Origin of the sequence: Luteolibacter luteus (assembly GCF_012913485.1) — a bacterium.
Classification (GTDB): Bacteria; Verrucomicrobiota; Verrucomicrobiia; order Verrucomicrobiales; family Akkermansiaceae; genus Haloferula; species Haloferula lutea.
The window spans coordinates 3,656,156-3,670,004 of sequence record NZ_CP051774.1 but is presented as its reverse complement, the minus strand read 5'-3'; the positions used below and the strand labels follow the sequence as shown (position 1 = coordinate 3,670,004).

The 13,849-nt window shown below is 59.7% G+C and carries 12 protein-coding genes; all 12 read right to left on the bottom strand.

Going from position 1 to position 13,849, the window contains the following annotated elements; genetic code table 11:
- Positions 1-33: 33 nt before the first annotated feature.
- Positions 34-933: a glycosyltransferase family 2 protein gene (locus tag HHL09_RS15185; RefSeq protein ID WP_169455473.1), complete on the bottom strand. Its 900-nt coding sequence runs from the start codon at positions 931-933 to the stop codon at positions 34-36.
- A gap of 24 nt (positions 934-957) precedes the next feature.
- Positions 958-2,508, bottom strand: a complete 1,551-nt coding sequence (locus tag HHL09_RS15180; protein ID WP_277349121.1) for a lipopolysaccharide biosynthesis protein — start codon at positions 2,506-2,508, stop codon at positions 958-960.
- Positions 2,509-2,547: 39 nt separating this feature from the next.
- On the bottom strand, positions 2,548-3,963 hold the full coding sequence (locus HHL09_RS15175) for a glycosyltransferase family 4 protein (RefSeq protein WP_169455471.1): 1,416 nt from the start codon (positions 3,961-3,963) through the stop codon (positions 2,548-2,550).
- A complete protein-coding gene (locus tag HHL09_RS15170) occupies positions 3,960-5,171 on the bottom strand; it encodes an acyltransferase family protein (protein WP_169455470.1) in 1,212 nt (403 codons plus the stop codon). The genes HHL09_RS15175 and HHL09_RS15170 overlap by 4 nt, the downstream gene beginning before the upstream one ends.
- 36 nt (positions 5,172-5,207) lie before the next feature.
- A complete protein-coding gene (locus HHL09_RS15165) occupies positions 5,208-6,542 on the bottom strand; it encodes a hypothetical protein (RefSeq protein WP_169455469.1) in 1,335 nt (444 codons plus the stop codon).
- 30 nt (positions 6,543-6,572) lie between these two features.
- Entirely contained in the window at positions 6,573-7,745 is a 1,173-nt protein-coding gene (locus HHL09_RS15160) for a glycosyltransferase family 4 protein (protein WP_169455468.1), read from the bottom strand.
- Positions 7,746-7,899: 154 nt separating this feature from the next.
- Positions 7,900-10,065: a chitobiase/beta-hexosaminidase C-terminal domain-containing protein gene (locus HHL09_RS15155; RefSeq protein WP_169455467.1), complete on the bottom strand. Its 2,166-nt coding sequence runs from the start codon at positions 10,063-10,065 to the stop codon at positions 7,900-7,902.
- 395 nt (positions 10,066-10,460) lie between these two features.
- The gene (locus tag HHL09_RS15150) at positions 10,461-11,348 is read right to left on the bottom strand and encodes a glycosyltransferase family 2 protein (RefSeq protein WP_169455466.1); all 888 of its coding nucleotides are present in this window, start codon (positions 11,346-11,348) and stop codon (positions 10,461-10,463) included.
- A 32-nt stretch (positions 11,349-11,380) separates the two neighbouring features.
- A complete protein-coding gene (locus tag HHL09_RS15145) occupies positions 11,381-12,331 on the bottom strand; it encodes a glycosyltransferase family 2 protein (RefSeq protein WP_169455465.1) in 951 nt (316 codons plus the stop codon).
- A 12-nt stretch (positions 12,332-12,343) separates the two neighbouring features.
- The gene (locus HHL09_RS15140) at positions 12,344-12,898 is read right to left on the bottom strand and encodes an acyltransferase (protein ID WP_169455464.1); all 555 of its coding nucleotides are present in this window, start codon (positions 12,896-12,898) and stop codon (positions 12,344-12,346) included.
- Positions 12,895-13,389 (bottom strand): glycosyltransferase, encoded by a 495-nt coding sequence (locus HHL09_RS15135; RefSeq protein ID WP_169455463.1) that lies wholly within the window; start codon positions 13,387-13,389, stop codon positions 12,895-12,897. The genes HHL09_RS15140 and HHL09_RS15135 overlap by 4 nt, the downstream gene beginning before the upstream one ends.
- Positions 13,386-13,844 carry a glycosyltransferase family protein gene (locus tag HHL09_RS15130; RefSeq protein ID WP_169455462.1) on the bottom strand — a complete coding sequence of 153 codons (459 nt, stop codon included), beginning with the start codon at positions 13,842-13,844 and terminating at the stop codon, positions 13,386-13,388. The genes HHL09_RS15135 and HHL09_RS15130 overlap by 4 nt, the downstream gene beginning before the upstream one ends.
- Positions 13,845-13,849 lie beyond the last annotated feature (5 nt).

Genomic DNA, 13,849 nt, shown 5'->3' with positions numbered 1-13,849 from the left:
ATGAAGCCATGCCACGATCCGTAATGTGGGAGCTCATTTGCCCTGCACTGTCTGCTGTCCTTGCCAGACGCCGAGATTCCAGTGGTGCCGCTGCTGGTAGTGGAAGCGTCTGGAGTCGCTGAGAAAGAGCCTGCCGAGTAGATTCAATACGCGGAGGCTGGCGATCTTGCCCAAGGCGACGACCGCCTTGCCGAGCCGCTCGGGAACCGGGCCATGGGCGAGCTTCCGTCCAACAAGCAGCCCCATGCGCCGGTTACGCTCAAGCGTCCACGCCAGCGAGCAGCGTTCCTCGGGAACGTGATGCCAGACAAGCCCCGCAGGCAGGTAGATGCCTTTCACACCTTGGGAGAACATGATCTTTTGAAGGTCTGTTTCCTCTCCCACCGAGATAAGCCTGCCAGGGCCGATATTCGCATTAAAGTTCCCGGCCCTCTTCAAATCATCGGCGAAGGCGGCCCAGTTAAAGCCAAGGGCAAGCGGCTCCTTGAGCTCGCGGATCTCGTCACCATAGCTCCATCCCTTCGCGGAATAGGGAAGGTAGTCCTTAAGCCACTCCGGAGGCGCCACATCGTAATCCACGTTGCACTTGCCAGCGTAAAATTCACCGCCGGTCTTATCCTTCGCCGCATCCGCATAAGCGCGGACACAGGCGGGATCGATGCGGACGTCATCGTCGAAGAAGACGACGAACTCCCCGGAGCATTCCTCCAGAACCAAGTTCAGCGCGGCGCTCTTGCTACCCTCCGGAGTGTAGCGGTATTCGAGCGGGAGCACGGAGCGGAACCTTTCGATCTTGGTTTCCGCCTGCTCCTTCTTGCCGTTTTCCACGACAAAGACTCGCTTCAGGGTATCCGGTCGGTCGGCGTCGACCAGACATTGGAGGGTGCGTTCCAACAACTCACCCCGCTGGCAGGTGGGAATGATAATGATCATGACGGGAGGGGGAAAGACAGCCACTCAACGGGAGCGGAATTCCCCGGCGATCCGTCGGAAGAAATCCAGCTTCTTGAATCCGAAAAGAAGGACGACCGCATAGATGACGCCGAAGGTGATCATCGCAGCAAGGATCCATGGCCAGTCGTCGATGCGGCCTTGGGCCATGCTCTTGACCCACCATGCTGCAGCGACAGCCGGGAGACAGGCGAGCGTCGGGGTCAGCATGGTCTTGAGCACCGAGGAAAGGCTGACCGGCGTCCCCTTCAGCGCCCAAGCCCAGTAGGGAACAAAGTTCAGCAGCATCGCAACCGAATAGCCGATGGCGACGCCACGCATGGAACCCCATTGGCCTGCTTCCTTCGGCCCGTAGATCAGGCCGATCACGAACGCGGCGACGATAATCGCGGAATTGACGATACCTAGCATGCGGTAGCGCTTCGTGAGGCCGAGCGAGATGAGGAGCCAACCGGAAGGATTCGAAATTCCACCAAGCAGCGCGGCCAAGGCCAGCAGTCGGAAGAGGTCGGCGGACGTGGCCCAATCCGGGCCGAGCCAAACGAGCACAATCTGATCCGCGAATAACGTGATTCCCGCGATGACCGGCATGCTCAAGGCACAGACGAGCAGGATCGCATTCAGGTAGTAGCGGCGATAGCGGCCCAGGTCCTCCTGCAAACGCGAAAGCGCCGGGATGGTGACCGCACCAAGCGGCCCATTGATCTGGCCGACGGGCATCAGGAGCAGGCTATAGGCCTTCTCGTAAGCGGCCATGGGTGCAGCACCGCAGTACTTCGCAACAAGGATGGTGTCCGCTTGCCGCGAGAAGTAGTTCACGATGTTGAAGCCAAGAACATCCCCTCCGAACTTCAACATCCCTTTTACGCCTGTGCCACGAGAGGGGAGGCCGGGCGTCCAGCGCAGCGCCACCCACGCGGCAAGCGTCTTCGCGATCGCGGGAGCGAGGGCCATTCCCACCAACGACCAATAACCCATACCCAAGCGGGCCATTACCACCGCGACAATAACGCCTGAGAACATCGAAAAAATCTCGACCCCTGCGAGCAGGGGAAAGCGCATGTTCCGGGTGAGGAGAGCAACATGTTGAAGGCCGAGGCCACCAAAGAGAAAGCTGAGTGCGAGCACCGGAATGATGGTCGCCAACGCCGGCTGCCCGAAAAAGACGGCGATCGCCGGAGCACCGAGGGCAAAAATGCCGGCGATGAATGCCCCGAGCGCAACATTGATCCAGAAGAGCGTGGAGATCTGGCGATGGTTGATCTCGGCCCTCTGAATCGTTGCTTGGGAAAGACCGACGTCCATGAAGATCGCGAGGAAGCCGGAGATCGCGGTGGTCATTCCGAAGATCCCGAAATCTTCCCGGGTGATCATGCGCGCGAGAATGCCTGTCGAGAGGAACCGGAGGCCCATTCCCGCCACCCGGGCAAAAGACATTAGGGAGGCACCCCGCACGGAACTCTTGCGGAGATTCGCGGAGACATCGGGCGCCTCGAAAGGATCCCTCCGGGCGACTCGCGGTTTCGTTACTTCGTCGATGACGCTCTCAGCCTGCATGGAAGTCCGGGGAATGGAAAGGCAATCGGTTGGGTCTTGCTAGCGGACTTGGTCAAGGAGGCCAGCGAGCTTGAGCGTCAAGTTCTTGCGCTCGAACTGCCGGACGAAGTCCTCGTTGCTGCGAGGCTTCGCTCTCCCGTTCTTCCACTTTAAATGCTGCTCCTTGAGGGCCGCGAGCATGCCGGGCACATCCCCCGGATCGCACACAACCCCCGTACCTGCGTTGAGGACAAAGTCGCGGGCATCGCTATCGGGGACAGTGGCAAGGATCGGGCGCCCGGCAGCCATGTATTCGTAAGCCTTACCCGGCACGATGCCCGCTTTCATGCCGGAGGGCATCTTATGCATGGGCAGGAAAAGGAGGTCCGCACCGCGGACATAGCGGAGGCATTCGGCGTGGCTCAGGTAGCCGGAACAATCGAAGAGCAGCTTCGCGGACGATCTTTCTATCAGCGCGGTGTCCGATTGCGAGAGCACACCAACGCAGTGGACACGGACCTCGTTCACAATCGACGGGTCTTCCTTCAGCCACTCTTCGAGCGCCCGGAGGAGATAGAAGTGCGAGCGCGGCAGGCGCTCAACGCCGGGGATCGTGCGGCCTAGCAGTTTGTATTGGAATTGGCGGTCGCGCTCGGTGAGGCCCGATTCGGCGTGAAAGTAGCCGGAATGGACAATGGCGAACTTGTCGGCACCGTTGATTGGCTCGACCTCTCCGGAGAAGTCGCTGGCATCGTAGCCGTTGGTAAGGCTCACGATGTTATTTTTCTTCAAGCGGGGAAAGGCTTCTGCAAGGCGGCGAGCCGATTCCGGCGTGTTCATGATGATCATGGCCGCAGTGCTAAGGGATGCCTCCATTTGCATCTTCTCCAAGCCGCGGTGCCAGCGACTGCGATGGAGCTGGAATTCATCCAAGGCCCATGGGTCGCGCAGGTCAGCGACCCATGGAATCCCGGTTCGCCGGGAGATCTCCGCGGCAGCATCCGCGCCCTCGAAGGGCGAAAGAGTGACGAAGATTAGCTCCGGTTGCTCCTTCTCGACGAGTTCGGTGCCCGCTTCGATGACCTCATTCATCCATGTGAGACCGAAGCGACTGCGCATGCCGAGCAACTCGCGGGCAGCGCGCTCCAGCTTGCCGGGCACGTGCACTTCATCCGGAAGCGAGACCGAGGTGACTCGCACGGACTTCGGCACTTCATCAAGGAGAGCTTGGTCAGTAGGGGTCCAGCGACGCTCGTTGTTCGGCTTGGCGGTGAGGACCACGGGATCGTAGCCACACTCGGGCAAATACTTCACAAACTTCAGGGAACGCTGCACGCCGCCTCCACCAGAAGGGGGGAAGTGATAGGCGATGAACAGGACTTTCCTCACAGGAGAAAACGGGATAACAGGCTGGCCGGATCCTTCCGCCGTCTCGCCGTAAAGCGGGGTTTCGGCCATAAGGGAAATGGAATTCATCGAGAGGGGCGAAGCGGTTTTCCGTTAAACAGCAGCTCCAGGATTGGAACCCGCCAGATCACGAAGCGATGGAAGCAAAGCGTCGTGGCGAAGGTGGCAATCGAGATCGCGACAAGGAGCGGAATGGTCGCGTGGATCCAAGGACGCAGGAGGGTCGCGAAGAGGTAGAGCGAGAGGAAGTGGAAGAGATAGACGGTGTAGGCCGCATCCGAGAGGGAGCGAGCCCAAGGGTTCTCTTTCCGCACCAGCTTGGCCGCGAGCCAGAACAGGAGACTGGAGAGGCAGAGCGCGGTGTAGGTCTGGGCTGCAAGGATTGCCACTTCCCCAAGCTTACCGGGATTCTCACCGGAAGCACGATGGGACAGATAAAGCAGGACGCAGGAGAGCAAGGTTTGGAACCAGCGGGCCTTTGAAAAGACGTTCCGCAGCTCGATCGAAGCGAAGAGCACCATGCCCAAGGCATAGTAAGGGAGGAAATTTCCAATGGAGCGGACCACATAGTGAGCCTCCGGATGGAGCAAGGGCTTGATGGACTCGAAGGCAACTCGCGCACCGACACAGCCGCCGCAAACCATCAGGCAGAGCGCAAGAAACTTCAAACCGGGGACCACGGGAGCGAGTTTTCCCAAGGTCCAAGGGCGGGGAATGCGATCATAGGAGGCACGCATTACGCCATCCACAGCGCGACCGATAACCGGAGCCAACAGGGAGTAGATGAAGAGCGCGGCGAGGAACCAGAGGTGAAGGTGCCAATTCATCGGCCCCTTCGGGTGAGAACTCCCCTTCCCTGCCAGGTAGTCCATGAAAGGGATCGGGGTATTGTGGTAGCAGTAGACGATATAGTTCGTCGCCGGGTTCAGGAGCACCAATGCCGTCACAAAGGGAAGACCAATCGCGAGCAGACGCTTCTTCACGGTGACCTTTGCCCCGTATTTCTTCAGCAACATGTAGGCGAGGAAACCGGAGATGACAAAGAAGGCCTCCATGCGAACCAAGCCGGAGACCTCCGCAATGGCACGAAAGACCGGCGAGTTCTCCACGGTGCTGGCATGCACGAGAATGCCCCAGAACATCAGGCCGGCACGCAATGCATCGAGGTGGAAAAAGCGCTCACTCTTCTTCCCACCATGATCGGCAAAAGAAACGTCGCGGGCTTCTGCCTGGGGCAGAGCCGGCTCGACAAGCTCTAAGGATTTCGCGTGGGTCATCTGGGGGGGACGAGGGATGCGAAGCTTGGAAAACGGCTAACTCGAATACTGCATCTTCGAGGCGGGATCGTCGTCTTCCCGAATGGCCTCCAACGACTCTTCCTGCAGGCCGAAACGGAGCCAAGCGAGGGAGCTGATGGTAGCGATGCTGAACCAGAAGAAGAATACCGACTGATCGTAGTAGGCCACCGAAATGCTCGTGGCCACGTGCGAGAAGAGGCTTGAGCCCATGCACCAGATCATGAAACGGTCTCCGTGCTCATCCGTCTCCTCCGGGATCGCATCGATCATTTGGCCGGTCCATCGGAAGGCCACCCAGATCATGGCGATCAGGAGAAGCATGGCGAGGAGGCCACCCATCACCCCGAAAGCGAGGTAGTAGTTGGTGATATCGGTGTGCTCCTCACTGAAGGTCACGCCGGTGGGCATCCAGGAGCGGGTGTGATCGGTGCCAAAGGCCCACCAATCGCCAAAGTATCGGATCGAGGAGTCGATCAGCTTCGAGCGGTGCCAACCCGTGCTTCCCCCCATGCTCAATCTGCCGATGATGAACCAAACCGGCTTTTCCATCACCATGTGGAGCGTGAGGAGACCTACCGGAATGCTCCACCGGATCAGCGTCATCAAATTCCGGAAGCGCCACAGGCATACGCCCATCATCCCGAAGATCAGGCTCAGGACGGGCCCGCTCGAAGCGCAGGAAGCGACCATCGTAAGGCAAGCGACCAGCCCGATCATCGCGGCCCTCGGATTACGGCGCCACAGGCCAAGCATGATCGGAATCAACGAGGCCCCGACCGTGCCAGCGAGGATCGCATGGCGGAAGGGCCCGCGAGCCCGGAGCTCGCCTTCGCGCACAACAACCGCTTCCCGCACGCCGCCGAAGATCTTGGAGAACAAATTGATCTCCGTGAATTTCTCCTGAATCATCTCCAGCGCGATGGGAACCATCAGAATCGCGATGACCCCCATAATGGAGGCGAAATCATCGAGATCCTGGCAAAACGAGCGGACGAGGAAGTAGCAGAGAGAGATTTCGGCCACCTTGCCGATGATGAAGGTCGGCCCCGCAGCGGCCGCGCCCGGCTCATGGAAGAAGCTGGCAAAGAACAGCCATCCGCCAAGCATGAGCATTAGCTTGTCGATGAGGTTGAAGCCCCCCGCGAATCCTTCACCCCTCACAACGACCCGGACCAAGCCGACAGCAAGCAGCATCCGGAAGACGGGAAGCTTGATTCCGCCGAGGTTCACCGCTTGGCCATGGGTGATGTAGATCACCCCCATGAGGAGGGGGATCACCGCCCATCTCCGAGGCACGCTCATCAGAGCGATGGCGGAGATCACGAAGAAGATGATGCCGAGGATATTCACGCGGGGGGAAGCGTGGTTTGAGAACCGGGGTCAGGGTCGGCGAAGCTCCCGATAGACATCAGCAAGTTTCCGGCCTGCTTCGGCCCAGGTGAGGTGATCGAGATCGGAAAGCGATGCCGCCCGCAGTTTTGCGAGCAGCTCACGGTCGCCATCAAGAAGGCGGATGTGCTCCGCCAGAGCGTCTACATCGCGGGAAGGATGGATCATGCCGTTCTGCAGATGCTCGCAAACCGCGCCGGCGGCGTCGGACACGAGCAGCACACAGCCGGAACCGCGAGCCTCATAGGTCACGAGCGCACTCCCCTCCTCCACCGAAGAGAGCACGAAGAGATCGCTCTGGCGCATGAGGTCGGGCAGATCGCTGCGATGCCCCATCACCTTCACGCTCGGGTGGGAAAGCATCGGCTGAAGCAGTTCGGCATAGCCAGGAATGAACTCACCGCAAACCATGAAAGTCCCCTTCTCCTGCGCCCCGGAGGCAAACCAAGCCTTGAGGGCATGATGCAAGCCCTTGCGCGGTTCAATCACACCGGCATAGATCATGATGAGACCATCGTGTTCCGTGGCCCTGGCATCGGGGGACGAGAAACGCGAATGGTCGAAGCCGTACTGGTGGCGGACCAGCTTTTCATTCGCGAAGCCACGGTCGCGGAACGTCCTTGCCACGAAATCCGAGGGACAAAGCAGATAGTCTGCCTCGGCGTACTCGGTTTCCTCCAGCGCGAGGCGCTTTCCGTTGAAAAGATGATCATGATTGCCGGGAAGGTCGATGCCGACATTCTTGTTTTCCTTCGCCACTTCTTCGTAGGCGAAGGCGGTGTGGGCATTCGGCCGCTCCAGCACCACGGGAATGCCGTGCTTCTTCGCCACTCGAATCGTCTTCAGCGATGAAAGCGGCCAGCCGTGGACGACATCGATCTCACGGTGATTCGCATCCAGCCATCGGGCGGTTACGGCATCATGCCAATTGCAGGCCATGTCCCGGCCAATCAAGCGATAAGGGATGCGGAATCTTCCGACGGACAAGGTCTTCTTCACCTTTACCTCGGAGTTCAGCGGCTTCACCTGCGAACCCGCGATCACCGTTACCTTGGTACCGGCGCGGGAGGCACCTTCAACCTGGTGCCACGCGGTGGTGCAGATGCGACCTCCACCGAGCTTGTGGGGAAAACTGTAAAGGACACGGACAGGGGGGGATGTCACGGGAGGGGGAAGGTTGCGATGGGAGTCGCGCCTCGTCCACGCCTCCTAGGACGCAAACGGGATGAGGATGGATCATTATCTCTGGAAAACGAGCGGCACCACGTTATGAGGTGATGCCGCTCTTGAAATCCCGGAGATCAGGGCTGGCGGGTCCTCAGGGCGAGGACAAGACGCGGAGGCCCTGCGGAGCGGTCGGCGCTGCCGTGGTCCCGAAGACGATGTCAGACACGGTGTGCGAGCCGCCATCAAGCGCAACGATGGCAAAGTGATCCAAGGTAGCCACCGTGGCCTGCTCGTTACGGAACTTGTAGTTGGTCGCGATCTGGACAGGCGAGGCCCCATCCGGGGTTACGGTCACCGAGTAGGTCTTGGCGTTCAGGTCCACGTTCAACTCGAAGCGATAGATTTTTCCGGCGACATAGGTGACGGTGTTCTGTGCCTGATAGGCACCGCCATTGCGCACATCGATCACGCCATTGACTGCAAAGCGGACGATGCAAGCGAGGTCGGGATAATTGTCCACGGGTCCCAAGGCCAGGCCGGTCACACCGTCAATCTGGCTGCCATCCGGAATCGCACTCCAGCGGACGGTGAAGTTGCTAGACTGAGCCGGAATGGTGACGTTCGTCCATGCCTCGCTGGCGATATAGGCTTCACCGATGCCGAAGCTGGCCATCGCTACCTGGCTATCATCATAGCCGCTGCGGATGCCCACCGCTTTCAGGGTGGAAGTCGTGGAGATCAGGACGGGTGCCGTGTAGGCTGTCGAGGACGCGGTCGGCGTGGAACCATCCAGCGTGTAATAGATGGTCGCGCCCGGAGTGGTGGTCGTCAGGGTGACCGGCTGCGGAGTGCTAAAGAGGCCGCCGTTCGGCGAGATCACCGGTTGCTCCACCTGATTGACGATGCGGTATTCCGCGGTCACCACCGGAGAAGGATCCAAGCCCGCAGCGGTGGCCAGCGCCTTGACGGTACGGGAAGCCGATACCGGGATGGGGCCCGTGTAGCGAGTCGAGGAGATGGTAGGTACCGAGCCATCCAGCGTGTAGAAGATGGAGGAGTTCTTGGTCGAGCAGGTGATGGTCACCTGCTGGGCCGAGCCATAGGTGCCAGCCGCCGGCACAAAAACCGGACGGGAGACCTGGGTGGTCGCACCAGGATTCGCCCAGATCGTTTCCAAATAGCTGTCGTTCGGATAAGGAGGCATCCCGGAGTTTCCGGCATTCATTCCGGCTACCACCGTCCACTGGCCGCTCAAGGGCTGGTTCGAGTCACCGTAGGCCTTGTTGACCTTGGTATTGGTAACCGAAGCCCAAGGCCGCGCAGCATCCCGGGTGTTGAGAGCCATCCCGCCGTAGAAGACACTGTCAATCGCCTTGAAGTTCTTGCCCGAGCCATTGAAGGCGTTGCTTGTAGCCTCATCGGCCCCCCCCGGAAGGTGCGGGTAGCGGGAAAGGGAAACATCGCCCGAAACCACGTAGCACTTCTCAAGCGTCATGCCGTCGATGTTGCCGGTCTGAATCGAGCAGTTGTTCGAAGAGAACACCGCCGTATCGCGGAAATAAACGTTGGAGTAGCTGCCACCGCCTGCTGCCGCGAACTGGATGGTGTCGGTGTGGGGCTTGCCGCCGGTGTAGTTCGCTTCAAAGAAGCGCGGGGCGTGATAGCATCCGTCAAAGCGAAAGTCCGTGAAGCCACCGCCGCCCGCGTAGAAGTCCGCGGAATCGTCACTGACCACGTAGTGATCCGGTTGGACCACCTCGACAAGTTCGATGCCTTCGGTGCGGTAGCCTTCGGTCCCGTAGACGCCGAGATGGCCGGTGCACTTGATCCAAGCCAGCGCGGAACGGCTGCAGCCCTGCATTTTCACGCCGCTGATCCCGGTCGACTCGAAGCCGGCGAAACACACGCCGTAGACTTTCAGGAAGCGGACTCCGTTTTTCCAAGTCACCGTGCCATAGCCGTCGCGCGGGGCGACCGTGACGCGTTGTCCCCAGCTTGTGGAGCCGACGCTCTCAAGCACCGGAATCGAGCCGCTGGAGCTGCCGTTACCAGTCAGTTCGCCCGGTTGGACGAGGATGAGGGTACCGCTATTTGCCTGGTTCGCCGTGACGGCTTGAATGGCCGATTTGATGGCGTTCCAGTTGCAAGGAACCTCCACGATGTTTGCCACCGTGTTGTCATACATGAACGGTGTCGCAATCACTTCAGGCCAATGGGTACCATTGGGACCGAAAGCGGGGACTCGCTCCGGCTTGGCGATGGCCGAGAACGGCATCGCAAGGAGTGCGAGTAGTAGAACGTAAGCTTTGTTTCTCATGAACATGGTCGGTTTTTTCCGAGTGCTCCTAGATCAGGAATGGAATGGGGGCTCGGGGGGGAGCCGGGGGATCGCCTTGTTCACCGGATTGAGGGCCATGTCCCAAGGGGACACGGATCCGGCCTGTTTTGACGACCCCGGGGGTGATGGTCGCCATTCCCTCAAAATCAGATTCTTAACTAATTTTGAATGTAGCAGCAGTCTTCCAATTTGAGGTTCCAAGGGTCCAATCTTTCGCCCTGTTAGCAAGTTGATTTTGCATTTTGCGACTAACCGCAAACCAGCTCGCAACTCACTTAAAATCAGAAAATAAGAACATCCTCAAAATGACCTTTAATCGTTAGGTGGTAGATTCACGGAGACCGGCATTTTCTCGCTGCCGACGGCATCATTCCTCATGGAGTGAGGCCTTGTTTCATCGCTCCGATGCGCTGCAGGGTCTCCGTTCGCAAGGGTTTCCGGAGTTCCAAAAGCCTCGGGAAGAGCTGTCCGGCCGACTTCATCGCGCGAGCGAAATCCCTTACATGACCACCCCCGCAGGCCTTCACAAACTGATAGCAAGTCCGCGGCAAGACGTACTGGATCGCCTTCAGTCCGGGCAGGCAGGCAACGGCGAGCAAGATCTGGTTCCGAGGCTTATAGAAGACCGTCACTTCACTCCGTCTCGAAACCTCGTTCGCATGGTGAAGAGCCACGAGTTCCGGACAGTGGAGAATGGATCCACCTTGGTCGATGATGCGGAAGGCGAGCTCCACCTCTTCGTAGTGCATATAAAGGATCTCCGGATACATGCCTGCTTTCACCAGCTCCTCCCGGCGGAAGGCATAGGCGGTACCACTGAAATACGAAGTGACGAATTCCCTGTCCGCATAGCTTCCGATGGGGACTGGATGCCACCAGCGCGGGGTGTCTTCCGATTTGCCGTCCGGCTTGAGAAGGCGGAAGGCGAGGCCGGTGACCCGCGGCAGAGCCTTGAAGCGAGTCTCCACTTTGGAAAGCAGGTGCTCGTCCGGAATGGTCACATCGCTGTCAAAACCAACGACGACATCTCCTTTCGCGGCGCGGATGCCGCGATTCCGCGTGACAGCGGGCCCGCCGTTTTTCCCGTTCACCAGCAAGATGACCTGCGGAAACTCGCGGCGGATCACCTCGACGCTATCGTCCGGTGAGCAATCATCGACCACGATGACCTCCATCTCCACACCCTTCTGGGCATAGACATCCTTGAGCAAGGCCAGCACGCAATGGCTCCGGTTGTAGCTGGGAATGACGACGCTGATCATCTCGCGATTCGTTTCGGAGTTGAACCGATGTTTCAGACGGGGCTCTGCCCGGTGGTGCCATAGCCGCAAATCCACTTGCTGCGGTCCCGCCAAAGTGTCTGCCAGCGACCCGCACTGTCATTCCGACCGGGCGAAGATCGCAGGCGGCTCATCGCGGCGCGCAGACCGGTGCCAGTGGCGAGGAAGAAGAGACCCAACCACTGGGAGAGGCCGCTCCAGTGCGTGCGCACCAAGCTGGCCTTCCCGCGGTAAAGCAACATCGTCTTGTGCACCGGAGTGTCCGAGCAGCCGCCCACTTCGTGGACAAGCCTCGCATCCGGACAGATGACGGGACGATACCCCGAGGACGAGGCACGCATGGCAAGATCGGCATCCTCTCCATACATGAAATAGCGCTCATCGAGTCCACCGAGCTTGTTCCAGACTTCCGTCGGAGCGAGAAGGAAGCAGCCGGTGATCACGCCGACCTCCCGCACCGTATCACGCTGCCAGCTCCCAAGCGACTCCGGGTCGAGAAAACGGTTGCGCGGTGCGAGCGTGGTCAGGCCGAAGGCGAAAAGGGTCATGCTCCACAAGGTGGGGCGCCCCCAGCAAGAAGACGGCTCGAGACTGCCATCCGGACGCAGGGTGCGGCCACCGTAGAGACCGTGGCCGGGATTCTTGCGGGCAAACTCGACGATGACATCGACGGCATTGTCGAGGATCTCGGTGTCGGGATTGAGAAGCAGCACGAACTCGGCGTCCGAATGCTTCACCCCGAGATTCACACCGGCAGCAAAGCCGAGGTTCACGCCGGGAAGCACCAGTTGGACCTCGGGAAAGTTCTCGCGGATATATGCGACAGTTCCGTCCCGCGAGTCGTTGTCGACCACGATCACTTGCTGGCTCACGGACTTCCTCTGAGCAAAGACGCTCTTGAGGCAGGTTCCTATATGGTCCTCCGAATTGTAGGACACGATCACAATGGCTACGTCAGCTTTCATTTGGGGGGCAATTCAGCTAAGGGCGGGTAATGGGGAAGACTCTCGCTTTCCGATCACTCGTGCGGGGACACCCGCCGCAATGGCTCCGGCGGGAAGATCTTTGGTAACGACGGCACCGGCACCGACGATGCATCCGTCACCAATGGTGACACCGGCGGTAACGACGACACGGGCGCCAAGCCAGACGTCATTGCCGATGCGGATATCGCGCTCGTTCTTCGGCTGTTGCCGGAAAGGCTTGCCGGCTTCGAACTTGTAGTCGGAGGCGGTAATGAAGACTTCCGGGGCAAGGGACACATAGTTGCCGATGATGATCCGGCCAGTCGAATCCCCGGCCCAAAGGTAGCAGCGTTCGCCGATGTGGCAGTCGTGTCCCATGAGGATCCGCTCGCCATTGCGGAAGGAAACATTGGGAGCAATACCCGTGCCTCGTCCGGCCCTCAGCTTCCGGCGCTCCCGCACGTGGCTATAGCCAGTGTAGTGAATGAGGCGCAGGGCATGCAGGTAGTTCCGCGGATCAAGGAGCGAGCAAGCGGCATGAATGGCCTTGGACAGCTTCGACTTCATGGACGAGTCCCCTTCCCTTCAAAGATAAAATTCCTGAGCCCCTCGATCAGCGGACCGGAAGCGTAAGGCGCGATGGCATGGCGCGCCTTGAGGGTCTCCACCACTTCGAGCTTCTGAAGCATCTCTTCCTCATCGAAGGCGACGTTCACATTGCCGAGTGCCATCATGCGCTTCGCGGTGGCCGTCTGGTGTTCGTTGCGATGCTCTCCGAGGCGCGCCAACTTCGGCATCACCAGGATCGGCTTTCCATGCAACAGCGCCGAGAGAATGGTTCCCATACCGGCATGGCCGATAATCAGCGAAGCCTGTGCGAAGCGGGTCTTGAACTCGACCGGTTCGAGGAAATTGACGAAGGGCACGTGTGCGGGCTCCCATCCGCCCTCGCCAATCTGGGCGAAGACATCCTTCCTGCAGGCCTCACCTGCCCAGCGGTCCACGACCTTCATCATCCGGTCGAAGGGCTGGTCTGTTCCGACGGTTACGAAAATCATAGAACGTTTCCCATACAGGTCGGTCCTTCTTTTCGGGCGAGATGAGGCCACTGAGTGAGCCATAGGTCTGCACAGCCACCCGCCTGCGCGCCCGACATCGAAAGTTCTTCTGCATTTGCGATGCTATCCACCCAGACGGTGCGCATTCCCATCAGCTTGCCGATCCTCAGTGCAAAGAAGCCGGGAGCAGCACCGGTGGAAACCACCACGTCCGGACGTTCCCTCCGCAGGAGCATGAAGACGCTCCACAGCGACTTGAGCAGCCCGATCTTGTTCGATCGGTTCGCATCGACGATCACACGGAACTGCGCCTCGCCGACATCGGATCGGTAGCCCTCCTTCGCCGTGGCAAAGACCACGTCACAGCCTTCGAAAGCCGGGCGCAGCCGCAGCAGCTGCACCCAGTGGCCACCCCCGGAAGCGAGCGCCAGGACTTTTGGTCTGGTCCGTGACATCAGAA

What these genes read in the sequence shown, in the direction of transcription:
- HHL09_RS15185 (WP_169455473.1), bottom strand. Translation starts at nt 933, where the DNA reads ATGATCATTATCATTCCCACCTGCCAGCGGGGTGAGTTGTTGGAACGC.
- HHL09_RS15180 (WP_277349121.1), bottom strand. Translation starts at nt 2,508, where the DNA reads ATGCAGGCTGAGAGCGTCATCGACGAAGTAACGAAACCGCGAGTCGCC.
- HHL09_RS15175 (WP_169455471.1), bottom strand. Translation starts at nt 3,963, where the DNA reads ATGAATTCCATTTCCCTTATGGCCGAAACCCCGCTTTACGGCGAGACG.
- HHL09_RS15170 (WP_169455470.1), bottom strand. Translation starts at nt 5,171, where the DNA reads ATGACCCACGCGAAATCCTTAGAGCTTGTCGAGCCGGCTCTGCCCCAG.
- HHL09_RS15155 (WP_169455467.1), bottom strand. Translation starts at nt 10,065, where the DNA reads ATGAGAAACAAAGCTTACGTTCTACTACTCGCACTCCTTGCGATGCCG.
- HHL09_RS15150 (WP_169455466.1), bottom strand. Translation starts at nt 11,348, where the DNA reads ATGATCAGCGTCGTCATTCCCAGCTACAACCGGAGCCATTGCGTGCTG.
- HHL09_RS15145 (WP_169455465.1), bottom strand. Translation starts at nt 12,331, where the DNA reads ATGAAAGCTGACGTAGCCATTGTGATCGTGTCCTACAATTCGGAGGAC.
- HHL09_RS15140 (WP_169455464.1), bottom strand. Translation starts at nt 12,898, where the DNA reads ATGAAGTCGAAGCTGTCCAAGGCCATTCATGCCGCTTGCTCGCTCCTT.
- HHL09_RS15135 (WP_169455463.1), bottom strand. Translation starts at nt 13,389, where the DNA reads ATGATTTTCGTAACCGTCGGAACAGACCAGCCCTTCGACCGGATGATG.
- HHL09_RS15130 (WP_169455462.1), bottom strand. Translation starts at nt 13,844, where the DNA reads ATGTCACGGACCAGACCAAAAGTCCTGGCGCTCGCTTCCGGGGGTGGC.